This is a genomic window from Microbacterium sp. CJ77 (assembly GCF_002911615.1).
GTDB lineage: Bacteria > Actinomycetota > Actinomycetes > Actinomycetales > Microbacteriaceae > Microbacterium.
Genome location: NZ_PQBR01000022.1, coordinates 138,748 through 162,873 on the forward strand (window position 1 = coordinate 138,748; position 24,126 = coordinate 162,873).

At 64.9% G+C, this 24,126-nt stretch carries 24 protein-coding genes; 13 read left to right on the plus strand and 11 right to left on the minus strand.

Features of this window, described 5'->3' with window-relative positions:
* The first annotated feature begins 353 nt into the window (after positions 1 to 353).
* Positions 354 to 1,639 (plus strand): IS3 family transposase gene (locus C2868_RS11780; RefSeq protein ID WP_103663393.1). Its coding sequence is split into 2 segments (ribosomal slippage): positions 354 to 627 and positions 627 to 1,639, totalling 1,287 coding nucleotides; the frame shifts between segments, so codons are not numbered across the junction.
* Here C2868_RS11780 and C2868_RS11785 read toward each other — a convergent pair.
* From C2868_RS11785 to C2868_RS11810, 5 genes are all read right to left on the minus strand, one after another.
* The gene (locus C2868_RS11785; RefSeq protein WP_103663406.1) at positions 1,603 to 4,587 is read right to left on the minus strand and encodes an AAA family ATPase; all 2,985 of its coding nucleotides are present in this window, start codon (positions 4,585 to 4,587) and stop codon (positions 1,603 to 1,605) included. The two genes, C2868_RS11780 and C2868_RS11785, sit on opposite strands and share 37 nt — an antisense overlap.
* 536 nt (positions 4,588 to 5,123) lie before the next feature.
* Positions 5,124 to 6,119, minus strand: a complete 996-nt coding sequence (locus tag C2868_RS11790) for a hypothetical protein (RefSeq protein ID WP_100812328.1) — start codon at positions 6,117 to 6,119, stop codon at positions 5,124 to 5,126.
* A gap of 6 nt (positions 6,120 to 6,125) precedes the next feature.
* Positions 6,126 to 7,982: a hypothetical protein gene (locus C2868_RS11795; RefSeq protein WP_144238005.1), complete on the minus strand. Its 1,857-nt coding sequence runs from the start codon at positions 7,980 to 7,982 to the stop codon at positions 6,126 to 6,128.
* A gap of 538 nt (positions 7,983 to 8,520) precedes the next feature.
* Positions 8,521 to 9,785 (minus strand): IS3 family transposase gene (locus C2868_RS11805; RefSeq protein WP_100813234.1). Its coding sequence is split into 2 segments (ribosomal slippage): positions 8,521 to 9,434 and positions 9,434 to 9,785, totalling 1,266 coding nucleotides; the frame shifts between segments, so codons are not numbered across the junction.
* A gap of 60 nt (positions 9,786 to 9,845) precedes the next feature.
* The gene (locus C2868_RS11810; protein ID WP_181003460.1) at positions 9,846 to 10,640 is read right to left on the minus strand and encodes a metallophosphoesterase; all 795 of its coding nucleotides are present in this window, start codon (positions 10,638 to 10,640) and stop codon (positions 9,846 to 9,848) included.
* A gap of 91 nt (positions 10,641 to 10,731) precedes the next feature.
* On the opposite strand from C2868_RS11810, the gene C2868_RS11815 reads away from it, so the two are divergent.
* The 3 genes from C2868_RS11815 to C2868_RS11830 all read left to right on the plus strand — a co-directional run bounded on the left by C2868_RS11815 (position 10,732) and on the right by C2868_RS11830 (position 13,867).
* Positions 10,732 to 11,910, plus strand: coding sequence for a DNA adenine methylase (locus C2868_RS11815; RefSeq protein ID WP_157811203.1), 1,179 nt, complete (start codon positions 10,732 to 10,734; stop codon positions 11,908 to 11,910).
* A 371-nt stretch (positions 11,911 to 12,281) separates the two neighbouring features.
* Entirely contained in the window at positions 12,282 to 13,295 is a 1,014-nt protein-coding gene (locus tag C2868_RS11825) for a zeta toxin family protein (RefSeq protein WP_036297729.1), read from the plus strand.
* A gap of 17 nt (positions 13,296 to 13,312) precedes the next feature.
* Positions 13,313 to 13,867 carry a recombinase family protein gene (locus C2868_RS11830; RefSeq protein ID WP_100813238.1) on the plus strand — a complete coding sequence of 185 codons (555 nt, stop codon included), beginning with the start codon at positions 13,313 to 13,315 and terminating at the stop codon, positions 13,865 to 13,867.
* Here the strand turns inward: C2868_RS11830 and C2868_RS11835 are convergent.
* From C2868_RS11835 to C2868_RS11855, 5 genes are all read right to left on the minus strand, one after another.
* Positions 13,864 to 14,184, minus strand: a complete 321-nt coding sequence (locus C2868_RS11835; RefSeq protein WP_036297731.1) for a hypothetical protein — start codon at positions 14,182 to 14,184, stop codon at positions 13,864 to 13,866. The genes C2868_RS11830 and C2868_RS11835 overlap by 4 nt on opposite strands.
* 236 nt (positions 14,185 to 14,420) lie before the next feature.
* Complete coding sequence (locus C2868_RS11840) at positions 14,421 to 14,708, minus strand: hypothetical protein (protein WP_036297733.1); 288 nt, start codon at positions 14,706 to 14,708, stop codon at positions 14,421 to 14,423.
* Complete coding sequence (locus C2868_RS11845; protein WP_144238006.1) at positions 14,705 to 15,601, minus strand: hypothetical protein; 897 nt, start codon at positions 15,599 to 15,601, stop codon at positions 14,705 to 14,707. The genes C2868_RS11840 and C2868_RS11845 overlap by 4 nt, the downstream gene beginning before the upstream one ends.
* Before the next feature lie 4 nt (positions 15,602 to 15,605).
* A complete protein-coding gene (locus tag C2868_RS17465; protein WP_181003461.1) occupies positions 15,606 to 16,136 on the minus strand; it encodes a hypothetical protein in 531 nt (176 codons plus the stop codon).
* Positions 16,137 to 16,138: 2 nt separating this feature from the next.
* Positions 16,139 to 16,798 (minus strand): ParA family protein, encoded by a 660-nt coding sequence (locus C2868_RS11855; protein WP_081766232.1) that lies wholly within the window; start codon positions 16,796 to 16,798, stop codon positions 16,139 to 16,141.
* A 114-nt stretch (positions 16,799 to 16,912) separates the two neighbouring features.
* Here C2868_RS11855 and C2868_RS11860 point away from each other — a divergent pair, with 114 nt between their 5' ends.
* The 8 genes from C2868_RS11860 (at position 16,913) to panB (ending at position 23,043) form a co-directional block, all read left to right on the plus strand.
* Positions 16,913 to 17,503, plus strand: coding sequence for a hypothetical protein (locus C2868_RS11860; protein WP_232711339.1), 591 nt, complete (start codon positions 16,913 to 16,915; stop codon positions 17,501 to 17,503).
* Positions 17,496 to 17,714 carry a hypothetical protein gene (locus C2868_RS11865; protein ID WP_146048055.1) on the plus strand — a complete coding sequence of 73 codons (219 nt, stop codon included), beginning with the start codon at positions 17,496 to 17,498 and terminating at the stop codon, positions 17,712 to 17,714. The genes C2868_RS11860 and C2868_RS11865 overlap by 8 nt, the downstream gene beginning before the upstream one ends.
* 110 nt (positions 17,715 to 17,824) lie before the next feature.
* Complete coding sequence (coaBC, locus tag C2868_RS11870) at positions 17,825 to 19,069, plus strand: bifunctional phosphopantothenoylcysteine decarboxylase/phosphopantothenate--cysteine ligase CoaBC (RefSeq protein WP_036297740.1); 1,245 nt, start codon at positions 17,825 to 17,827, stop codon at positions 19,067 to 19,069.
* A 40-nt stretch (positions 19,070 to 19,109) separates the two neighbouring features.
* Positions 19,110 to 20,060, plus strand: coding sequence for a type I pantothenate kinase (gene coaA / locus C2868_RS11875; RefSeq protein WP_051513293.1), 951 nt, complete (start codon positions 19,110 to 19,112; stop codon positions 20,058 to 20,060).
* 109 nt (positions 20,061 to 20,169) lie between these two features.
* On the plus strand, positions 20,170 to 20,898 hold the full coding sequence (locus tag C2868_RS11880) for a DUF2520 domain-containing protein (RefSeq protein ID WP_232711340.1): 729 nt from the start codon (positions 20,170 to 20,172) through the stop codon (positions 20,896 to 20,898).
* Positions 20,895 to 21,746 carry a pantoate--beta-alanine ligase gene (gene panC / locus C2868_RS11885; RefSeq protein WP_036297741.1) on the plus strand — a complete coding sequence of 284 codons (852 nt, stop codon included), beginning with the start codon at positions 20,895 to 20,897 and terminating at the stop codon, positions 21,744 to 21,746. Before C2868_RS11880 ends, panC begins: the two co-directional genes overlap by 4 nt.
* A gap of 11 nt (positions 21,747 to 21,757) precedes the next feature.
* Positions 21,758 to 22,141: an aspartate 1-decarboxylase gene (gene panD, locus C2868_RS11890; protein WP_306342095.1), complete on the plus strand. Its 384-nt coding sequence runs from the start codon at positions 21,758 to 21,760 to the stop codon at positions 22,139 to 22,141.
* Positions 22,138 to 23,043: a 3-methyl-2-oxobutanoate hydroxymethyltransferase gene (panB, locus tag C2868_RS11895; RefSeq protein ID WP_036297745.1), complete on the plus strand. Its 906-nt coding sequence runs from the start codon at positions 22,138 to 22,140 to the stop codon at positions 23,041 to 23,043. The genes panD and panB overlap by 4 nt, the downstream gene beginning before the upstream one ends.
* Before the next feature lie 137 nt (positions 23,044 to 23,180).
* Here the strand turns inward: panB and C2868_RS17245 are convergent, their stop codons facing one another.
* Positions 23,181 to 23,309 carry a ParA family protein gene (locus C2868_RS17245; protein ID WP_198517666.1) on the minus strand — a complete coding sequence of 43 codons (129 nt, stop codon included), beginning with the start codon at positions 23,307 to 23,309 and terminating at the stop codon, positions 23,181 to 23,183.
* Positions 23,310 to 23,435: 126 nt separating this feature from the next.
* On the opposite strand from C2868_RS17245, the gene C2868_RS11900 reads away from it, so the two are divergent.
* Positions 23,436 to 23,726, plus strand: coding sequence for a hypothetical protein (locus tag C2868_RS11900; protein ID WP_232711341.1), 291 nt, complete (start codon positions 23,436 to 23,438; stop codon positions 23,724 to 23,726).
* Positions 23,727 to 24,126 lie beyond the last annotated feature (400 nt).

Here is a 24,126-nt window from a genome sequence, read left to right on the forward strand (position 1 = left end):
GCTGGGCTGAGGTCCCAGACATGATCCAGTCGAGCGGGTCGAGATCGAGACGCGCGGAGAACCGCTCGGTTCAATTCATCATCAAGGTCCAGCCCGCTGAAACGAATGCGCGCCAACGAGCTCAGTTGGGTCATCGACATCCATTTCATGCGGCTGAGCACGCTCAGTCACGAATCCGGCCGATCCAAGAAGTGACCGCGGGGGATGCCACGACCATGTCAGCGCGAGAGGTCCGACCCGTCAAATGCTGACCGAACCACGACACGCGCGTCTGCGTCGCCGCGGCGTCGTTCGGTGTCCTGAAGCGCCCCAGGTTTGATGCCGCATCCTTTTGAGTTGGAAGGATGTATGTCATGCCGAAGAAGATCGATCCTGCCCTGCGTGAGCGCGCTGTCCGGCTGGTGCGTGAGCATCGTTCGGAGTATCCCTCGTTGACGGCCGCGTCAGCGGCCGTTGCCCGCCAGGTCGGCGTGGGCCACGAGTCGGTGCGCCGGTGGGTGCTGCAAGCCGATATCGACGACGGCACCCGCGACGGGATCACCAGCGTCGAGCATGCCGAGATCAAGCGGCTCAAGGCCGAGAACAGTCGTCTGCGGGAGGATGTCGCGATCCTGAGAGCTGCGACGACTTTCTTCGCGGGGGAACTCGACCCCCGCAACCGTTGATGCTGGGCTTCATTGACACGATGAGAGCCGAAGGTCACGCGGTCGAGTCGATCATCCGGGTCCTGCAAGCGCAGGGCGTGAAGATCGCCGCGCGCACCTACCGAGCCCACCGGCAAGGCATCGTCGCAGTGCGGACGATCACGGACGCGCAGGTCCAGGACGCTGTCCGCGCCGCGGCATGGACCATTGTCGAACGCAACGGGACGATGCGTCGCGTGCTGACTCCCGAGGGCCTCTACGGGCGGCGGAAGATGACCGCGCTGATCCGCCGCACGTCGATCCCCGGCGCGTCGCGAGGCGCGGTCGACCGGGCCATGCGCTCGCTCGGGCTGTCGGGAATCCGTCGCGACAAGGGCACCCGCACTACGATCCCCGCCAAGGACGGGGTCCGTGCCGGCGACCTGCTGAACCGCGACTTCACCGCGCCCCGGCCGGATCACACCTGGGTGATGGACTTCACCTATTGCCGCACCTGGGCGGGCTGGGTCTACGTCGCCTTCATCGTCGATGTCTACTCGCAACGCATCGTGGCCTGGCACGCACAGACCACCAAGCACGTCGAGCTGGTGATGATCCCGCTGCGCATGGCCCTCTGGGAACGAGCGCGTGATGGGCACCCGGTCCAGCCCGAGCAGCTGCGGGCACATTCGGACGCCGGGTCTCAATACGTCTCGCTGGCCTACACCGAGAAGCTGGCGCTCGATGGCATCGCACCCTCGATCGGGTCCGTCGGCGACGCGTTCGATAACGCGCTGATGGAGACGATCAACGGGCTCTACAAGGCCGAGTGCATCCGCACGACCGTGTTCCACGACGGGCCGTATCGGACCATCGCAGACGTCGAATTCGCGACCGCCGGCTGGGTCAACTGGTACAACACTCGTAGGCTTCACTCGAGCCTCGGCTACGTCCCACCCGCCGAGTTCGAGCAAGCCCATTACGCGACCCTCAACCGAGAGCCGCAACCCGCATAGGAGCGGCACAAAACCTGGAGCGCTTCATCCTTCTGCCGAGCGATCGGGGCGGGTGCTCCGCTGCCATTCATCGCGTCATTTGCGGCGAGAATCGCCTGTTCGTGAACGTGACGGGCCTCGACATACTCACCGACACCCGCCACATACTGTGCCACAAGCTGCTGCCGCGCCGCGACTATCGGCGCGGCAGTCAACACGGCTTCGGGGTGTCCGTGCGTGCCGGCGTCGTCATCCGCAATGCGGCGGTCCAGCTCGATCAGCGCCTGTTTCGTCGCATGGAGCCCCTTATTCAGTTGCTCCAACTGGTATCGCTCGAGTTCGCGACTTGGACTTTGTTGAGCGCTCCACAGGTCGGGCGGGGTATCGGCAACGTTGTGGGGGGTGCGGGCGGCGCGTCCCAGCTCGATGCGGGCAGCGCGGATGGAGTCGTTGATGCTGACTTCACGGAGGCCGCGGAACATACTGTCCGCGATCTGCGCGCGGGCCGCGGCAGCGGTGGGGGCGATCGCGAGCGCTTCGTTGCGAGTGCGGCCTCGAGTCATTCCAACGTAGAGGCCGGCCGCGTCGACACCCGGCCCCACAACGGCGGCATCCGTGGTCTCGCCCTGAATGCCGTGCACCGTCGACGCGTACGCGAGATGCACATGGTCGGCTGCGTACTCACGCGTGACCGTGCGGACGTCGGCGCTGTCGTTGAGGCTGACCAGTTCGATCCCGGTGCAGGTGAGCTTGCGGATGACCCACAGGGCCCTGTTCTCGACGTTGGCGTGGCGGTCGTTGCGGCGGGTTTGAACGATGTCGCCTTCAAGGAGTCGCTGCTCCGCCTGTCCCACCGCGATCCGGCTCAGCGCGAGCTGCCCGTGGTCGATGCGGCGTTGCTGGATGGCTTCATTGATCGCGTCCGCTTCCTCGTTCGTGCTGGTCACCAATGCCATCCGACGCTGGCCCGCCGAGGCGCGGAAGTACGCCTCCACCATCACCTCGCGCGCCTGGGCTTGGTCTGCGACACAGTGGATGAGCCCGCGAGCGTCGAGGTCGGACGCGACCGCGAGCGCCTCATCCTTGGAACCTGGTTCACGCATGCGCAGGGTCAGTTCGGCGTACTCCGGGTCGTGGAATCGATGTACGACGGTGAGTTCGACAACGGCGGTGGCACGGCGGGTCATCGTCGCCATCGCACCGGAGTGTCCGACGGGCCGGGCCTGGAGGTGGTCGCCGACCATCGCGATCCCGGCCCCGGTCTCGGCCGCCACGATCGCGAGGGCGTTCGCGGTGTGTAGGTCGACCATGCCGGCTTCGTCGACCACGACTCGATCCCCCGCCCGGAGTGGGAACCGGCGCGGCCCTGCGTAGCGAAGCCCGGTGGTCGGGTCGATTTCGTCCCGATGGAGTCGGGTCCAGACATCGGCACCCGACTCGTCACGCCCCCAGCGGAACCCGTGATCGCTCAACAATGCGTGCAGGCTTGAGGCAGACGTGCCGATCTCTCGGCCGGCGACCGAGGCGGCCTTCTTCGTTGGTGCGACCACCACCATCCGGTCGCCGCGCTGCGAAAGCGCCTCTTTTGCGGCGCGCAGCATGGTCGTTTTTCCAGCGCCGGCAGGCCCAGTCACCGATACCAACCTGTCGGTCCCGGCGATTGCGGCGGCGGCCTGCACCTGGCGGCTATCCAGTTCGACGTGCTCTCGCAGCACCGCTTCTGCCGCGGCGACGATCAGGGTGGGCTCAACCGCGGCGCCCGCCCGAGTGAGGGCGTCGAAGCGCTCGGCGAGCTCGGTCTTGAGTGCGGCTGTGGTCGATGCCATCAGCCGCTTCACGTGCGCGGGCCGTTCCTCTTCCGCAGCCAGCAGATCCACCGTCAGCGTCAGCGCGCGCTCGATGATCTGCTCGAGCACGGGTTGGAGCGATTCGCGGGGGACGACGATCCCGGTTGCCGCGAGGGCGCGGGTGGCGCCAGCGTGCACGTCGACCAGGCTGAACCGGCCCCCGCAAGACGCGGCCCGCGCGTCTGCATCCACAATCGCCCGCGCCGCCAACAACGCCACATCCAGATCCTCGATTGTCCCGGCCTGCACCGGCACCGGGGCACGACCTCGCAGGATCCCCGGGTCGATCGCGGCCAGTTCGCCTGCGATGAGTTCTTCCCAGGCAGCTTCGTCGAGATCACCAGGCTTGTTTGGTCGGGCTTTCGCCCACGCCAGTCGGTCGATCCGGTGCATCTGATCTGGGCTTGGTTCCTGCCCCGGGTGCGCGGTTCGCCACTCAACCAGCAGTACAGCCCGGTTTGCCTCGATCTGCGTCGACCGGCGCGACAGCGGGCGGACCGCGTGAGCGAGCTCCGCGATCTCGCCCTCGGCGTTCAGCGTGAATCCGTGGCGGGCCAGCGCCGCGACCCATTGCGGGTCGGTGCGGGCGGCGAGTTCGCCTTCGGCGTTGATCAGGGTGTGCAGCCTCATCGCGACCCGGGAGTCCACGTTGGACCACTTCCCGTCCTCGCCCTGCACCTTCACGCTCAGCCACAGATGCCGATGAACGTGCGGGTCCAACGCCCTGGAACGACGATGCTGCAACTCGACAACCTCGACCCGCTGCAAGGGCTCACGGAACCTGCCACCCGCGCCGCGGCGCGCGTTCAGCTCGGCCTGCCAAGTCGTGATGATCCGATCCCGCAACCGATCCTGCAGCGCCTCGAACTCGCGTGCCAGGTCCGGGGCGATCAGTGCGGCGATGCTGAATGATTTCGGTGCGTTGATCGTGCCATCCAGAATGAGGTCCGCATCCGCGGAACTCAGATCGCGCCCACGCCGCTCCCCGGACTCCGGATCGCACCCATCCACCCAACTGCGCAACTGCATCTCGTCAAGCGTGTCCGTCGAAATGACGCCCGCCGTAACGATGAATCGTCGGACGCCGGCTGCCGCATCCCCGTATCCGGCGAGCGCATCCACACCAACGGTCGCGCGCAGGTGCGAGTCACACGAGCCCTTCAACGCATAGCCCAGCGCCTGTCGAACCCCCTGCGATCCGACACCTCTCTTCCAGCGCTCGAGACCTCCTCGCACCCGAACAGCGTACCGCTTTTATGCTGAACTCGAAACGAGTTCCACAAAAAGTGCCTGCGTGCATTGCTATCTTGGGTCGCACTACTACTGTGGTGGTTGCCGTTCGGGTTGACTACGGGTTGGGTCGGTCCATCGATGTCTGCGGTCAGCTCGCTAGCCTGGCAGCCTTCATCGCTGGCTGGGATGGCAACAGGCCGACCTAGGTGATTCAGGAACTCTCGAATGGACTCAAACCTCCCGATTGCCGACGACTCGGACGCTCCGGTCGATGCAAACGGGCACGCAGAGCACAAGAGTCACCAAGCGAGGGGTGCGGCCAGCAGAGCAGAAATGACTCTGACAAATGCACGGTTTCGGATCCCGGGTGCGATCCCTGGACTGCGGACTCGTGCCTGCGGTTCCTGACTAGCTACGCGCCCTGACTACCCACGGGCTCGAATGCCGCCGGCGGGGTCCGCCCCTTCCGGCCCTTGGGACGTCACACACAAGCCAACAATTGAGCCATCAGGAATACGATCGATCGCCTGTCGCCTCGATTCAGAACTGAGCCGCCATAGAGTGATCGACTCAGGGGCTGATAGCGCAACGAGTGAAGCGACCAAGGCGAAGATCTTGGGGCCCAACGGAATGATGACGACCCGGCGGGTTGCGATCTCTCCGCCCAATAGTGCGTCAAGTCGCAGCAGTGCTTCGAGTGGTTGATCAACTCGATACTCGAGTGTCTTGCCCGCCTCGACCACGTGCAAGAGTGAGCTATTCAGCTGGTCCAGTTCGACGTCATGGTTGGGGGAATACCCGCGGGGCAAGAATGCCCAAACATCCTCGGGTTCGATGTCATCGATCACCCCGAGTGCGAGGTCACCCTCGAAACCCGCCCCGACCACACAGGTCACCGGGAGGCTCGGATCTCCCCATCCCTCGTAACCGCTCACAGCACCGTTGGTAACGACAACCTGATCGTCCACACGGGAACCTTCGAAGGTTGCAGGGGCATAAACCCAGTGCGCTTCCACCGCCGCGCCCAACTCGGTATGCAGAATCCGGATCGAGTCGGCAATTCGTTGACGCGTCATGGACGAGATGTCGACCAAGAACCGAGGTCTTTCATCCGGCGTCGCGCCATGAAATGCCGCGATCACGTCAGTCAACGTGTTCCGAAGCCGCTGTGCAAACTGATCCTCGGCTTCGACCTCAACTACAGCTCCGTGCTCGAGCGCCCAGATGCGGTTCTTCTGAAATTGCCCCTCACGCTGAGTAGGGAAAGTGAAGCCCACGAGGTGCGAGCCCTGGCTAGCCGTGCTCGCAATGAACGTTGACCGCGTTTCGTAGCCCACTGAGTAGACGACCGCCACATAGTCGATCAGCGCAATTTCGCTTGACGCAAACGATGCCACCTGGGCATGCAGTGCCGAAGTCATGTTGGCCTACTCTCTGGACGGCGGGAAGTCGAACAATGCCTGACCTCCTCGATCCCGGCGGCTGCGGCCCGAAGGGAAGTACCAAGCCCGCGCGTCACCCCTTGTAACGATTGAGCGCAGGCCCCGATGTTCGCCAAGCCGCAGCGGCAGTCGATAGCGAGGCGCGAGCACGAAAGACAAGCGGAAGAGCTCCCCTTCGAGCGTATCTGGGATCGGCCGATTTGAGTCGTCCGGAAGGTGAACAATGGCCCCAACGTTAAGCGCGATTTGGAGGGCACTGATCACATGCGGAGGTGATCGTCGATCGACTCGAAACGCAGTTACGGGGTTGTCGTCGAAGGGTCCGCTAATGAGTCGACGCCCGAGTTCCTTTCCAATCGCTTCGACGAGGTCTACGACTTGAAACAGGCGTCCGTCGTCCCCCTGTACTGCTGGTTGAGACCTCAACAGCGCGAGGAATCGATCAATGACACTGTCGATGGCCGCGCTTTGGGCCGCGCGGTCGAGCGGAAGCGTGCGCGGTAGGTCCCGTGGCAAGACATGCCCGAGCAGCGCCATCAATAGGCGGGGATTCGCATCAACTAGTGTCGCCAACCCCTCCGCTCCCGTGTAGAGATCGTGCGACTTGCGACCCGTCTGGTGGGGGCGTCGGTAGTGCTCGCGCAATACGACGATGTTTCGGATCTTCCGCACCTTTGCTGCGCGTTCGTTGGGCGTCAAATCCTGCAGTGCGTGCAGGTCTACGCCCTTCTTCGCGAGCCAATCAGCAAAGGTGTCGTCCGACTTCGCCAGGCTGTCATAGCGCTTCCACAGCCAGGACCCAATTGCGTACGGGTCCTCGTCCTCCTCAACCGACGCGAATCGCCCCGCACCGAAGACCCGACGAGATGTGAGGGCCAACTCATTGACGTAGCGTTTTCTGAGTTCGGCTTCGATGATGTCTTCCGCGAACCGTGGTGCCGCCGAGTACTGGGACGACAGACGGATGAGCTCGAAATCCTGCCCGTGAACTCCTGCTAGCGGCATATTCAACCGAGCGAACTCCGGTTGAACGGGCGACAAACTCAATTTATACAGGAGCACAGACTGACTCCCCCGCATGGCGTCCAGCACCGATTCAGTCACCCTTGGTGGGGCGAGCTCCATCTCGTCGAACAGCAGCGCCCATTGATGATCGGACTGCTGCGCGGCGGTATTGAAGAGCCGAATACACGCTTCCGCTGTGCTGAGGGTGTCTCTTATGAGCCAGTCGGGCAGCTGAGTGTCGATCTCACGAGGGCTACGTAGGAGCTCGCCATGTTCCCTGAACCGTGCCACCAAAGCGCTCACAACCGACTCGATTCGAGGGACTTCGACGCGCAGCCTCAAGAGAGACGATAGTTCCCGGACAAGAAGCAACTCGTCGGCGGGAGTGAGTCGGGCCCTCGCATGATGCGGCGTATTTTCGGGAATGCTATGGGCGCGCCAAGCCATCGTCGTGACGAGTTCACGCGCGACCTGCGTCGCGAACGCAGACTCCGCGATCACGTCGCGAATGAGCCGATCAAGTTCGTCCGTGTCCGGCTCGAGCTGCTGTTTCCAGATCCGATCAGTTGCAACGAACACACCGGTGTAGTCGATCGCGCCAACCATCGACTCCGCCTGCGTATGGTGCCATCGCTCGAGCGCCTCCGGCTGGAGCATCTTCAGCAACGTGGTCTTGCCTGAACCTCGCGGACCCGAGAGCACCGAGTGCACCGGATTAACCAGCGTAAAGAATGACTCGGGTGGCACGAACGAAGCGGCGACCTGCTGCGCCGAGTACGTTCGCGCATTAAATGACGTGAGTGATCGGTCTGCGCCAACAAACCCTCGCACGCTCACGCGATCACTCCGCTCACATCAGGGATCTTGGCCCTCAGTTCCACTATCTCGCCACTTGAGTCCCGAGCGACGGCGATCCCGAGATTATCCAGCTGACGCGCAAGGTTCTCGATGTCGCTGGGGGCGAGGAATGGGAGCTCTGGGTGCCGCATCTTCAGGTCCGCAGCCGTAAGCGCCAATCCAGGTCCGAGTCCGGCTGCTTTGATCATCCTGGCGAGAGCGGCGGGATCGATCCGCCATCCGAATCCACCTCGCCCGGGCCAGCCTGCCGCGCCCTCCGCTTCTGCCCACCCGATACTTGGCCGCCATGACCACGAACGGAACTGTGCAGCCAGACCCAGCGTTGGGACGCCCTGATCGGAGGGATCCCACAGCGTGATCAGATGGACCTGATTGCTAGCGATGGAGGATGTCTGGCCCCAGGCGAAAGCAGCCATACTCGCGGCCGAGAACACAGCCGCGCTGCCGGCTCCGCCGCGGGCGTACTGAAAATATGGGCGGTGGGGCCTTGCCCCCGGTTCTTGGACACGGGGTGGGATTATGCCGCTATCGGTAGCGTAGCGGCGGTGAGTTCGGCTTCGAATGCGACGGGCGCGATGTAGCCGAGGTAGGAGTGGCGGCGGGTGTTGTTGTAGCGCACGAGCCACCGGAACACCTCGCGACGGCAGGAGGCCTCGTCGGCGAACACGGCCCGGTCTTGCAGGACCTCGCGCTTGAGCGTCGCGTTGAACGCCTCCGCGAGGGCATTGTCAGCGCTCGTGCCCACCGCGCCCATGGACTGTGTCACGCCGAGCCGCTTGCACAGTCCCGCGTAGGCCTTGGAGGTGTAGACCGATCCGTGGTCCGAGTGGAACACGGACCCGGTCAGCCTGCCGCGGGTCAGCCTCGCCGAACGCAGCGCATCTTCGACGAGCTCGTTGCGCATGTGGTCCGCGACCGCCCACCCGGCCAGCCGTCTCGAGCAGCAGTCGATCACGGTCGCCAGATACAGGTTCTGCCCGTCAGCCAGCGGCAGATAGGTGATGTCGCCGACATACCGCTGGTTCGGCGCCTCGGCGGTGAAGTCCCGTTTCAGCAGGTCGGGGACGACCTGTCCCGACGGCTCGGGGACGGTGGTGCGCACCCGCCGCTTGCGCTGGTACCCGTGGATCTCGTTGTCTCGCATCACGCGGGCGACCCGCTTGCGGTTGACCCGCTCGGACGGCGCGGCGCCGTCATTGAGCTCGGCGGTGATCCGTGGCGCGCCCATCGTGTTGTCGCCTTCGTGGACGGCGCGGATCCGCCCCGCCAGAACGTCGTCCTCCGCGGCGCGCGCCCGCCGGGCGGCGGCGCCGGCCCGCCATGCGTAGAACGAGGACCTCGTGATCTCGACGAGCTGACACAACCGCTTCACCGGGTAGGTGGCTGAGAGGTCCTCAACGAACTGGAAGCGGTTCACCAGTTCGTCTCCCCCGCGAAATACTTGGCCGCCTGCCGCAGGATCTCACGCTCGGTGACGAGCTTGACCTGCTCGACCTCCAGCTGCGCGACCCGCCCCTCCAGGCGTGCGATGCGCTGCGCGGGCGTCTCATCCGCCCCCGCATCCGCCGTCGGCGAGGTCGCCGACGCCTTGAACGGGCTGCGCGCGGCGGTGCCGTCCGCAGCCGTCTTCCGGCCCGTCCCGTGCCGCTCCAGCCACAGCCGCAACGTGCCGCGCTCGATCCCGAGATCAGCGGCGATGCCACGCACCGTCGCCCCGGGAGTGGACTCGTACAAGTCCACGGCCTGCCGCCGGAACCCGTCGGAGTAGTTCTTCCTAACCATGATTCTGATCATCTCGCTTCCCCAGCAAAATGCTGGATTCAGCGTGTCCAAGAACTGGGGTCAGGGCCCGTGTTTGTGTCCGTGTACCACCAGCCATGGCCCCGTTCGTTCCAACATGGCCAGAAGGTGCTCCGCCTCTCGAACTTGGCCATGCTCGTCAGTGTCGACGTCAGGCAGCTGTTCGACGTGGTGGTGCAAGAGAAGGATTTGAATCTGTGCTGGCGCGCGACCCTGCAGATCGCTCTCCAGCCTGTTGGTCGTTCGCTTCGAAACCCGTCCGTGGTCCAGCTCTTCCCCCTGCTTGGAGCTGAGACCGTGGAATGCGCTTGAGTTGACGGCGACCACACGCCACGGGATCGGCCCGTCATCGGCAGGGGCTGCCGCGTCAATGATGCAGTAATTTCTGGACCAATAGTCCGCTCGTGACGCATCGGCGTCGTGAGGGAAGAGCGGCGCGAGATCGAACAAGACTCCTCGAGGATCTATCTCGGTGCCACCGCGGGAATCCACGTCGTGATTTCCTGCTGTCGCGATCAGCGTCGACCCACGACTCCCGGCAAGGTCATTGACGTCTCGCCACGCGTCGACGAGCGCGGCTGAGTCGGCCTTGTCGGTGATATCACCAGCGCAGAGAAGCAACGTAGGGAACAACTTTTCGCGTTCAAGCACATGTCGCAAGCCAACGATCGGGTGATTGCGTTCATCCCGCGTCGTAGTTGTCGTGATCCACGATCCAGCCTTGTCGCCGGGGGCGCTACTGCTCGCGTGAAGGTCGGACACGACAAGTATCGAGATGAGCGGCTCGCTATCCCCAGGGACTGTCAAGCCTTCCGGCCCGCCGTCGTTCTCCGGCACGGGCTCATCGTATAGTGCTGAGAGCACAAGGCTGACAAGGCGCCGCTCGGGAGTGTGTCGCAGAATCGGAATCGCATCGATGATCCGCTATATGGGCACCAAGCGCCATATTTCCGGCGCCGTGCGAGAAGCCGTGGAGAGCATCAGTGAGGACGGGCCGATCCTTGATCTCTTTGCTGGGATGGGGAGTGTGGCAGATGAGTTCGTTGGAAAGCGCCCCGTCTACCTGAATGATGCTTCCGAGTTCGTCGGTGCAATGCTCCGAGCACGCTTCGGACCGACGAGTTCCCCCCCTGCCCTCGATCGCGGAGTCTTCGATGCAACGATGCAAGAGTCCCGAGATCGACTGACCCAAGAGTTCTCTGCTCAACTCGAGATCGAGACGGCTGCGTTGAACGGCGACGTCGCCAAGCTGCAAAGCTATGTTCGACGCGCGAAACACGTGGGTACCTCAGCCACCGCTCGCCGGGCCGCCGTCGACGCATCAACCTGCGCTGGCGTCGCTAGATACAAGTTGGCTTCGCTCTATTTTTCCGCGGGATACCTGAGTCTGCATCAGGCGATTGAAGTCGATGCGCTCCGCTTTGCGATCGATTCCTACCCGGATCAGTCTGTGCGCGACGCCCTCATGTCGCAATGGCTAACGTCGATATCGGCCGTCTTGAACTCCCCAGGACATTCCGCGCAATTTCTTAAACCAACCCCTTCCGGCGGCTATGGCCGAGTCGTGCGAGCCTGGAGCAAGAGCGTTACCGAAAAGTTCTGGCAGGTCGGCACCGTCAATCAACCTCACAGCCTCGCCAGTTGGCGAGCGACGACGCGAGTAACGACGGTTGACGCGCTCACCCTTCTCAGATCCGGCGGAGCCACCGATGCGTCAGTCATCTACGCAGACCCGCCGTACACGCGCGATCAATATGGTCGGTTTTATCACCTGTACGAAACCCTCTACAAGTATGATTTTCCGACTTCGCGCGGATCAGGACGGGTCCGAGCAGACACGTTTGTGTCTGGGTTTTCACGGAAGACCGAAGTAGAGACGAGCATCCGCGAATTACTCAGAATCTCGGCTGCCTCAAGCAAACCCATTGTTCTCAGCTACCCCAAGAATGGGCTTCTGAACCAGGCGGGTCGCGATCTCCACGTCCTGGCTCGCGACTACTTCGAGTCCGTCACGGTCGAATCCATCTCTACCAATCACTCCACTCTCGGGGGCTCGTCTGGATCACGTAGCAAGGCCGCGACGGAGCAACTTGTCATCTGCCTCTGAAGAGTCGGTGCCGAGTCGGTTACGCACGCGGGTTCGCGCAACTTCTACTCTGCGGGAACATTCCGAAACTCCCGTCCTACCCTTTACCGCGCCGGGCTTAGCATAGGCGCGGAGGCAATGGTGACTGAGATCTCGTCGTGGCGGGCGAACGATGTCGTGGCGTACGAACTCTTGCGAGAGTCGGCGTCAACGCTCACTGCGCTCCTAACCTATGCCGCGTCTTCCGATGTGTCAGCGCCAGACGGCGCGCGACTGGAACTCACACAGCTCCGCCGCGATCTCCTGACAATCGACGGGTACGATCGCGCACGGGTGAACGCCCTCGCGGCACAGATCGATGCTCGAGTCAGGGAACTCTCGGGAGCATCCAGATGACCGACGGGGACATCACCGAGGACCAGCACCGCGAAATCCTGCGGCGTGACATACTCCCGCTGTTGTTCCCGCAAGACACCATAGGCGGGGCCAGGGCTTTCGTTCTCCTCAGCGGCCAGCCAGGGGCAGGCCGGTCTCGCGCGATTGCGCCCCTCCTCGCTGAGCATGGCGGTGCCCTCGCGGCCGTTAGCGGCGATGAGCTACCCGCATTCCATCCAGCCTTCCGCGAGCTCTCTACTGCGCGTTCGGCCGATGGCGCACGAGTCCTTGCCCGGGCGTCGGCGGGCTGGGTGCGCGACTGTATTCGCTACGCACGAGAGAACCATCGTTCGCTGCTGCTTGAGGGTACATTCCATGATTCCGCCGTTGCCACTGCGATAGCCGATCGCTTCGCCGCGGCGGGTTTTGAGACCCGCTTGGTGGTTGTCGCCTCGCGTCGCGCGGAGAGCCTCTTGACCGTGGTGTCACGCTACCTGCGGGAAGTACAGGCCGATAGTCCGGCGCGATATACGAGCCGCGAGGCACACGACCGCGGATTCGACGCGACACGAACACTTGTCGCAGCTGTCGAGGATGGAGCGTTGGTGAATCGCCTGACGATCCTCGATCGCGACGGCGATATGGTCTTCGACGCGCGCGGCTCAGATCGGGATGATCCGTTCCGAGGCGCAAGCATTGCTCTCGCAGCTGCGCAGTCGGCGCCGATGAGTCGATTCGCGGCGACGCAATGGCTGAGTGAGCTGCATCATGTGACGCAGTTCGCCCGGTCGCGTCGTGATCTACCGCGAGGGGTGACGGAGTTGCTGGTGGACCTACATGAGACGTCGCTGCGGGAGGTGATTCCGGAGTTGCGGATTCCCGCAGACGGGAAGTTCGCTACGGCGATGGAGCAGAAGACGGTGGCGAACCTAGTGGCGCTGCGGCGCTCGATGCAGCCTGCACAGCAGACGGACGCCGCGGCGCCAGTGATCGTGCCCGGCGGTCCCGAGCGTGGGGGCCCGTCTCGGTGACACGTGCCATCGGTTACATGCGTGAGCTACTGCCCGGCACCACCCCGGATACCGACGAGCTGACCCGCGCGGGCGCAGAGCAGATCTTCACGGACGACGGCCCCGCGGAATCTCGCACCCGTCCAGGCTTGGAGGAGTGTCTTCACAGCCTCGATCCCGGGGACACTCTGGTAGTGACGAGCGCGGCGCACCTGTCATCCGCAGTTCCGCACTTCGTTGCGACGGTGGCGGGCTTGAGGAGACGGGGCGTGGGGTTTCGGTCGTTGAGCGAGCCGGCGCTGTGCGCAGGGGTAGGTGCGTCGGTGGATCCGGGCGAAGTGCTGTTGGCGTTGGAGGTGTTGCGGCGGCGGTTGGCGAGCTTGCAGACGCGCGCGGGGATGGCGACGGCTGCAGAGGAGGGGCGGCGGCCGGGGCGTCCGACCGTGATGACGCCGGAGCGGATCGCGATGGCGGTGGAGTTGCGGAATCTCGACCGGCCGATCACGCATATCGCGCGCGTGCTCGGGGTGAGTGCGAACGCGGTGCAGCGTGCGCTCGCCCCGATCCCGCGCACAACTAAATCTCAGCCCTAGCCGTCGAGGTCATCGAGCTCGCTGGGTGCGACCGAAATCGCGAGCCAGCTTCGGGCGGTCGCTGCCTGCTCAGGGTCGTCGTTCCAGTCGGGTTCGGTGAGCACCCAACGATGCATGAGCCGAGCGGCGGCGTCGGCGTGGTGGCCGGCGTAGAGGACCTCAGCGAGGGCTTCGGCCTGGTCGAACTCGAGCATGCAGCTGACTTCTTCGTGGCCCTTGAGGAGCCCGTCGACGACGTCGGCAAGGCGGTCGACGACGTCTTCCAGGTGATCCCTGGCGACGATGGAGTCGGGGTTGCCCGGTGTTGTCGTGTTCATGGCCGTTCCTCGCTTCTTGACTATTCGTAGCGCCTGTCCGGCAAGTGGCTTTAAGAGCGAGCGGAGGGGCGCGCAGTGCCGGGCCCGAGGATTACCGGACTGAGCGTCAGCGAGGGAGGATATGCCGCAGGGCCGGAACGGAGCAGGCCGGAGCGAGCTACGATCGGCCGCCGGGAAGGGCTCGCGGGCCGCGCCGAATCGTTCGACGGCACGGCGCTCCCATCGCCCCTTCCCTGTTAGTCCCCGGCGAGCGTTGCGAGGGTTGCGATGAACTCACGGCGGTCGGCACTCGGGTCGATGATGAGGGCTCGGATCGTGTCCGTCGTGTGGGCGAGTTGGCGTGCGGGGAGGGATCGGAGCGGTGCAATGCACCAGGCGAGGTCCTCGTCGATCGTGTACCCCGGCTCGTCGCTGAGCTTGCCGGGGTAGTACAGGAAGGCGGAGATCGCGACGCGGAACAGGGTCACTTCCGTGTCGCGTTGATCGACCAGGGTTGTTTCATTCATGTGCGGGGTGAGGGTCATCGGTTCATTCCCATCGGATGATTCGGTTGCAGCATGGGGTGCGGTGCGGCGGGGTCCAGGTGGTGCGGGTGCCGGGCGGGTTCGCGATGCCGGAGCCGTTCGTTGACTTCACGTCCGATTGCGTCCAGTCGCGCTTCTTCCACGGCTTGGAGGGTGCGGGTCGGCTTGGGGCCGGGCCGGGCGCGGTCCAGTTCCTTGTGCAGTCGGGCGAGCTCTTCCTTCTGCTCGGCGAGGTGATAGGCGGCGCGGGCTCGAAGACTGTCGCGTTTGAACGCCGCCACAAGCTCGGGTGGGGTCGCGACCGACCGGAGCGCCTCGGATAGCTCCGCCGTGGTCCATTCGCGGGTGAAGAACGCGTCCGCATCCGCCCTGTGAGCTATCCGGTCGTCTCGGGACACCCGGTGGAGCCGGCGCGGGGGCAGGCCGGCGTCGCGGCGCCGTTTCTCCCGGTCCCGCCATGCCCGCTGGGTCGCGAGCTGCCTTTCCTTGTTCCTTGCGTAGTACTCGCGGCGCCGCGCCCGTTGTTCCTCGGCATTGGCGGCGTAGTGCTCACGGCGTCGCTGCCGGTGCTTTTCGGGATCCGTCCGGTATTTCTCGCGCAGCTTCGCGTTGACCTCGTCTTTGTGCTTGTCGCGCCACCGTTGGTCGCGTTGCCGCTTTGCCTGGCGGTACGCCTCTGGATCCTTCTGCCGTATCGCGGCCCGGTGTTGCCGCTGATACTCGAGGTACTCCTCGCGGTGCTGCGCGTAGTACTCACGGGACCACGCGCGGCGGGCGTCGCGGCGTTCCTTCTCCCGGTCATACAGCCGCCGGCGGGCCTGGGCGATCTGCAACCGAAGGTCCTCGGCGTCCGGGGAGATCGGTTCTTCGTCGTTCCAGTAGTCGTCCGACATGGCCTCACCGCGCAACCGTGCCGGGCTGACCGGAGGTGACGGGCATCCACGTCTCGTGTGCGCGGGAATCATGATCATGCTGACCCAGGGAGCTATCGAAGGCGGGGCGTTCGGATGTGGCAGACCTTGGCTGTCGGGATGCTCCGTGGTCGGTCACCGCGGAGGTTTGCGAGTCCCGGACATGGGCACTGCCGGAGTCCGGGACTGCCGGAGTGCGGGAGTTCGGAAGTGCGGTGATCACGGAGCGGCGGAGCTCGTCTTCCGTAGACCCGCGCAATGTGTCCGCGTGAGCCAGGAGTAGATCGATCGCGACGCGGATCAGCGTGTTCTCTGTGATGCGTTCCGTTTTGACGCGTCGGCGCCGCATCACCGTTTTGGTGAGAGTGGAGAGTGCGGCATCCTGGTCGGCCCGCAGGCGCGCGTCCTTACGCACCAGTCGCGCAAACTTCGCCAGTCCGCGTTCCTCGACCGGCAGCTCTGTCTGCATCCGGGCGCGCACGTCACTCAGGCGTTGGCCGAGTTCGATCTTGCCCATGGTCACCACCGCCCGATGCCCGTGAGGGCGACTTGTTCGGACACCTCGAGCCCGACCCGCGTGATGTCGGCGATGGCGCCCGCCGTGTGGCGGTTGTCGCGGACCGTGGTCACCAGGTGCCCGAGCACGGGCGCGTCAGCCTGTGTCTTGTATTGACGTAGGTAGGCGTCCAGGCGCGGAATCCCCCACGTCGTGTCGAGCAGGTCTCGCCACGCCTTCAGCTGCGCAGGGATGCGGGGGTCGATACGGTTCAGCAGCACCGCATGGCGCATCTGGCGCGGCTCGATCAGGCGCGCGATGGTCCGCATCGTGGGCTCAACCGCGAGGGCTTCCGGCGTCAGCGACACGATCGCGTAGTCGGCCGCGTCCAGCACGGTCTCCAACACCGGAGTGTCTTCGAGGCTGCCGGGGGTGTCGACCAGGAGGAAGTCATACTCCGCGTGCAACTCACGCATCCGGGTGAGCACCTTCGGGTTCTGGTTGCCGGCGAAGTCAAACGGCAACCGATCCCTGATGTTCTCCGACCACCACACCGTCGACTGCTGCCGGTCAACGTCCACCACCAACACTCGATGTCGACGCGACAGCGCCGCGCCCAACTGCATCGTGACAGTCGTCTTGCCGACGCCGCCCTTCTGGTTTGCAACAGCGATCACTCGCACGGCGACCTCCTATTTGCGGAACTCGTTACGGTCTTGACAGCAGTACACTCCTAAGTCGTATAGTCAGTCAAGAGCAATCTGCGGAATGCATGTGCGGTACGGCAAACTAAGGGGGTGAAGGTCGACGTGAAGACACTCGACGGCAAGAGCATGTCCGCGCAGCGCGCGACAGAGCCGGTCGGGTCCGCACTGCGTATCGCGCCAGGGTTTGTCGCAACCACTGTCGATGACACGGCCGGCGTAGAGACGACACTCGAGGCGCACTACCTCGCCGAACGAGGCCGCTACGTCATCACCACCATCACCAACCGTGCAATCGCCACCGACTTCAGCGAAGACCGGTTGAAGCACACCGCCCCACAGGCGATCCTGCGCGCGGCCATCCCGCACTGTGTCGCATTGCTGCTCGATGACAGTGCGCAGGCGAAGTGGACGACGGTCGCGGACCTCACGACCACCGATCGGCGGATCGTCCCGCTGTGGATGGCCCAGGCGGTCGTCAAGCGTGGGATGAAGGACGAGCGCTGGCAGGTCATTGAGATCCTGTACGGCATCGCCGCACTCGCAGATCTGCCGCCCGTCAAGCTCATCGCGCTTGAGCTCGATGTCCCGGAGCGCACCGCCTCAGACTGGATCCAGAAAGCACGCGCCGCGGGCTGGCTGGTCGGCATGACGTCCAATGTCGGCCGACCTGCCGGTGGTTGATTCCCTCACACTCCCCACGACCCTCGTCGCAGTCGACGACGCGACGGCCGCCGCGATCCTCGGGCTGAGTCCCTCGCGACTACGCCATCACGTGCGCCTCGGCAACGTCGCTCCCCATTTCTCTGGCACCAAGCCGTTGTATCTGATCTCCGAACTGGAACGCTTCGTGGAGCATCTGCCGACCCATCCCGAACATCTACCCACGGTGTAGCTCAGTCGTCGGGCTGCGCGCTTGTGGCATTCGGCGGTCGAGTAGTCTGCGATTGATCGCAGACCGATGCGCATGAGACGACGCGTGTCCACCCTTGCCATAGAGGAACCATGAGCCAATCATTAAACATCGTCGTAGGTGTGACAGGTGGCATCGCCGCTTACAAGACCGTGCAGGTGGTGCGGGACCTCGTCTTGGCCGGGCATTCCGTACGGGTGATCGCGACCGAGTCCGCGTTGCGGTTTGTCGGCGCGCCGACGTGGGAGGCGATCAGCCGGAACCCGCTCTCCACGTCGATCTTCGACGATGTGGCCGCGGTGCGTCACGTCAGTCTGGGGCAACAAGCGCACGTCATCGTGATCGCTCCGGCGACGGCCAACACCCTCGCAAAGCTCGCCGCCGGCATTGCCGACAACCTTCTGGGAACGACGGTGCTGGCCAGCAACGCACCCTTGGTGGTGGCCCCAGCAATGCACACCGAGATGTGGACACACCCGGCGACCGCCGCGAACATCGCCACTCTACGAGCTCGCGGGGTGATTCTGGTCGGACCGAACTCGGGACGACTCACCGGCAACGACATCGGGCCGGGGCGAATGAGCGAGCCCGACGCCATCGTGTCCGCGACAATCGCTGCCGCATCGACTGTCGTGACGCGCGCGGCATCCGACGATCTCACCGGGCGACGGGTCCTCGTGACCGCGGGCGGCACCCGCGAGCCGATCGATCCGGTGCGGTACCTCGCGAATCGCTCGAGCGGCAAACAAGGCGTCGCGATCGCCCTCGCCGCAGCCGCGCGTGGGGCCGAGGTGACAGTCATTGCCGCGCACATGGATGCGGAACCCGCCGCAGCTCTCAAGAACTCCGGTCTCCACACAGTCGACGTGCACACCGCCGCTGATCTGGCCCGCGAGGTCGGCACCGCGGCGGGCACCGCATCGGTCGTGGTCATGGCCGCAGCCGTCGCCGACTTCACCCCAGCGCAGGTCTCTGACCGCAAAATCAAGAAGAACGCGCACGGGGAGACGCTCGAGCTGGCGCTCGTCCGCACAAAGGACGTACTCGGCGAGCTGGTCTCGCATCCGGTGCCGGGGCGGGTCGTGGTCGGATTCGCGGCCGAAACGGCGGCGGATCGCGACGAGCTCGTGACGCTCGCCCGCGAGAAGCTCTCCCGCAAACCCGCCGACCTCCTGGTGGCCAACCCCGTCGGGCATGACAAGGGGTTCGGCACGGATGACAACGAGGCACTCATCTTCGCAGCATCCGGGGCGGTCGTGGCCGAGGTCTCCGGCAGCAAGCGCGTCGTGGCCGACGCCATCCTCGACCGCGTGGTCGAGCTGCTCGACCGCGAGTGAGTTGAAACCCGAGCACCGGTCCGCTCGAGACCATGGTGCCATGATCAGCTCCGTCGATCCTGCCGCGCCCGCACGGACGCTGTACCGCAAGATCGAACGATCCCAGTGGGCAGATCTGGCACCGGGGATGGAGCAGCCCCTGACCGAGCGGGAGATCTCGCAACTGCGCGGACTCGGCGACCACCTCGACATCGACGAGGTGCGCGACGTCTACCTCCCGCTCAGCAAGCTACTCAGCCTTTACGCACGGTCCACCAGAGCTCTGGACTCCCGGACGAGCGCCTTCGTGGGGGAACCTCCCACCGCCACTCCGTTCGTGATCGGCGTCGCCGGTTCAGTGGCGGTCGGCAAGTCCACCATCGCCAGGCTGCTGCGGGATCTGCTCAGTCGCTGGGCCGACACGCCACGCGTCGAACTCGTCACTACAGACGGCTTCCTCTACCCGAATGCCGAGCTCGCGCGCCGGGGGCTCATGAGGCGGAAGGGATTCCCCGAGTCCTATGACCGCCGCGCGCTCGTTCAGTTCCTCCGACAGGTCAAGAGCGGTGCACCCGAAGTCGAGGCCCCGGTCTACTCCCACCTTCACTACGACATCGTGGATGGCGCACGGGTGACGGTGAGCAGGCCGGATGTCGTCATCGTCGAAGGCCTGAACGTGCTGCAACCTCCCCGGGACACCGACGGCGTATCGATCAGCGAACTCTTCGACTTCTCGATCTACGTGGATGCCGACACCGACGACATCGGCCGTTGGTACATCGACCGATTCATGACCCTCAGACAGGGCGCCTTCAGCAACCCGGACTCTTACTTCACCGTGTACGCCGACCTCACCGACGAAGCGGCGATTCAGACCGCGAAGGGGTTTTGGAACGGCATCAACCTGCCGAACCTCCAGGCGAATGTACTGCCGACGAGACAGCGGGCACGACTCATCCTCCGCAAGGGGTCAGACCACGCGGTGGAGAGAGTACTGCTCAGGAAGCTGTGACCCTGCTTTTGCACTTGGTGCATAAACCATCGATACTGAGCACAGGTCAGCTGTGTCGCTCGGCCATCCACACATGATCCCCCTTCCCTCACACCCACGCACCGCCCCCATGACTGTCACCGTCGTCGGCGGTGGGCGACTCGGGCGTCCGCTCGCGCGCGCACTCCGTGCTGCGGGAGCGGTCGTGCACGGGCCGATGATGAGGGGCGAGACCGTCCCTTCGGCGGACGTCGTCCTGCTGTGCGTGACCGATGGAGAGATCGCTGGCGCGGCCGACATGCTTCACGGCTCGGCGGCTCTCATCGGCTCCGTGTCTGGAGCGAACCCCCTTGCCGAGCTTGACGTGGACTTCGGGTGGCACCCGCTGCAAACCTTCGTCGGCGACGAAGGACCTGACGCGTTCCGCGGGATCGGCTGCGCCATCGCCGGGAAGTCCGTCGATGCCCTCGCGGTCGCCCAGCAGCTGGCGGACCTGCTCGGCGCCCACGCGTTCCCGGTCGCCGACGACCAGCGGGCCGCGTATCACGCCGCCGCGTCGATCGCGTCGAACTTCACCGTCACCCTCCTGGCTGCGGCCGAAAATGTCGCCGCGGGCGCAGGGCTCACCCCGGCGGAGGCGCGTGCGCTCCTCGCCCCATTGGTGCGCCGCACGATCGAAAACTGGGCAGTGCGGGGCCCGGAGGCGGCGCTCACCGGTCCGGTGTCGCGGGGCGACGAACGCACGGTAACCCGGCAGCGCGACGCGATCGCCGGACGATCTCCCGAGGTGCTCCCGCTGTTCGACGTCTTGTGCGAAAGCACGCGGGGGCTCGCTAAGAAGGGCAGGGCCACCGCATGAGAATCATCCGCGACATCGCCGAGGTGCGCGACGCGCTCCGCAACGCTCGCGACGGCGGGAGCAACGTTGGACTGGTTCCCACCATGGGAGCCCTCCACGAAGGCCATCTGTCGCTCGTGCGTCAGGCTCGCGCCGAGACTGATCTCGTCGTCGTGTCGCTCTTCGTCAACCCGACCCAATTCGCCGCGAACGAAGACCTCGGCGCGTACCCGCGCGATGAAGCCCGCGACGCGGAACTCGCCGACGGGGCAGGCGCCGACATCCTGTTCGCTCCCCCAGCAGACCAGATCTACCCGGGCGGATATGCGACGACCGTGCACGTCTCCGGGATCACCGAGGTGCTATGCGGGGCGGCTCGGGGGCCAGAGCACTTCGACGGCGTCGCCACCGTCGTAACCAAGCTGCTGCACATCGTCGCACCCGACTCGGCCTACTTCGGGCAGAAGGACGCGCAGCAGGTGCTCGTGATCCGCCGGGTGGTCCGGGACCTCAACATTCCCGTGCGCATCGTGGCCTGCCCGATCGTGCGCGAGCGCGACGGCCTCGCGATGAGCTCACGCAACGTCTATCTCGATCCCGCCGCGCGTGAGCGCGCCACAGCACTTAATCGGGCGTTGGATGCCGCGGCCAGACTCGTCGCTCAAGGAGAAACGCGAGCGGATACGGTGCTCCAGGCAGCGCGCTCCGTCCTGGCTGCCGCGGACATCGACCCGGAATACCTCGAACTGCGCTCACCCGACGATCTCCGCATCCTCGACAGCGTCGGCGACTCGGCGCTGCTCGCGGTCGCTGCGCAGGTCGGACGAGCACGCCTGATCGACAACCGAATCCTGGAGGCGACCCGCTAATGCGACGCACGATGCTGAAATCGAAGATCCACCGTGCGACCATCACGGACAGCGATCTCAACTACGTCGGTTCGATCACGATCGACCCCCTTCTCCTCGATGCGGCCGACATCCGCGTCCACGAGCAGGTGCAGGTGCTCGACATCGACAACGGCGCCCGCTTCGAGACCTACGCGCTCCCCGGCACGCCCGGGAGCGGTGAGATCCAGATCAACGGCGCGGCAGCGCGCCTCGTCCACCACGGCGACCTCGTGATCGTACTGACCTACGCCGACTACGACGAGGACGAGGTCGACTCGCACGACCCGATCGTGGTGCACGTCGATCACCGCAACGGCATCATCGACGTCGACGACGCGGTCGCCGTCCTGCGAACGCCGGCCGTGCGCTCATGAGCGCTCAGTCGGTCCCCGTGAGTTCGTCGAACGCCCGCGCACGGCGGACTATCGCCAGCCTCGCGGCGCAGAAGACCGCCGGTGAGCCGATCGTGATGGTCACCGCCTACGACTACCCGAGCGCACAGATCGCCGAAGCCGCCGGGGCCGACGTCGTGCTCGTCGGCGACTCGGCCGCGATGACCGTACTCGGATACGACAGCACGGTGCCGGTAACGGTCGAAGAGATGCTCATGCTCACCGCCGCGGTGCGCCGTGGCCTCTCGACCCCACTCCTGGTCGCCGACCTCCCCTTCGGTTCCTACGAGGGTTCCGACGAGCAGGCCATCGCGACCGCGCAACGGTTCATCAAATCGACCGGGTGCGACGCCGTCAAGATCGAACGCGGAGGATCCTCCGTCGACCGCGCCCGCGCCATCATCGGAGCGGGCATCCCCGTCATGGGCCACGTCGGACTCACCCCCCAGACCGCCGCCACGATCGACGGGTACCGATCGCAGGGGCGCACCGCCGAGGAAGGCCTCGCCATCCACGACAGTGCCCGAGAACTCCAGGACGCGGGGTGCTTCGCAATCGTGTTCGAAGCGATCCCCACTGCGGTAACGAACGCGATCACGCCACGTCTCGACATACCCGTCATCGGGATTGGCGCAGGGCCGAACACGGACGGGCAAGTGCTCGTCTTCCATGACATTCTTGGCATCTATGACGGCCACGCAGCCCGCTTCGTAAAGCGCTACGCCGAACTGCGCGGCCCGATGATCGCCGCGGTGACCGCATACGCTGACGACGTGCGCAGCCTCGCATACCCGCAGCCCGAGCACGGGTACAACCTCACCGCGTCGGAGACCACCCGATTGGATCGACTGCTGACCGACCGGAGCCACATTCATCCCGACTAGCCCGAGGGATGCGGAGCATCGCGCCCCACATACGTGGCCTGGCAGAGAGCCTTGAGCTGAGCTGGTTCCCCCGGCCGCGGCTGGCGCCGCGGGGGCGAGTACTCGAGCACGGGGCGCGTACGCCGATGACCAAGGCTCTACACCTGGGCAACTTCGAGGCTGCGGGATCGCCGAGTTGTCCGACGCGAGAGCGCCGCACCCAACTGCATCGTGACGGTCGTCTTGCCGACGCCGTCCTTCTGGTTTGCCACAGCGATCGCTCGCACGACCATCTCGTTGTTGCGGAACTTGTTAGGGCCTTGACAATAGTACACTCCTAAGTCGTATAGTCAGTCAGAAGCAATCTGCGGAATGCATGTGCGGTAAGGCGAACTAAGGGGGTGAAGGTCGACGTGAAGACACTCGACGGCAAGACAATGTCCGCGCAGCGCGCGACGCAGCCGGTCGGGTCCGCACTGCGCATTGCGCCCGGTCCTATCGCAACAGCCGTCGACGACACGGCGGGCGTGGAGACCACACTCGAACCGCACTACCTCGCCGAACGCGGCCGCTACGTCATCACCACCATCGCACTTCAGCTCGACGTCCCGGAGCGCACCGCCTCAGACTGGATCCAGAAAGCACGCGCCGCGGGCTGGCTGATCGGCATGACGTCCAACGTCGGCCGACCCGCCGGTGGCTGATGTAAAGCCTCAACCAGACGTGGGTGTTTCGCGTGTCTTCCGCTGGATTGCGCTGGGGCTTTGCGCGGCCTTCACCGGGCCTGCATTCGCAGGACGATCGCACCACTCGTCGTGGAAAACCGTCTCGCGTTCCACCGAGGACCAAAGGAGGCTGCAATGACGCTGGAGGTGGCGTCCGGCAAGGTGGTGTACGGATCGGGTGACCGTGTCGCTGCGGACGTAGCGACGGTCACCGCGTGATCCTTCGAGAGAACTCTTCACATCCATCTCGAAAGGACCCCGACGATGACCGTCTCACCCCACGATATCGACCCTGCCCGCTTCCTCGAAGACCACCTCGCGCAGGCGTATCCAGATCGGCTGCGGGAGATGCTCGGCACGTTCATCAGCCAGCTGCTAT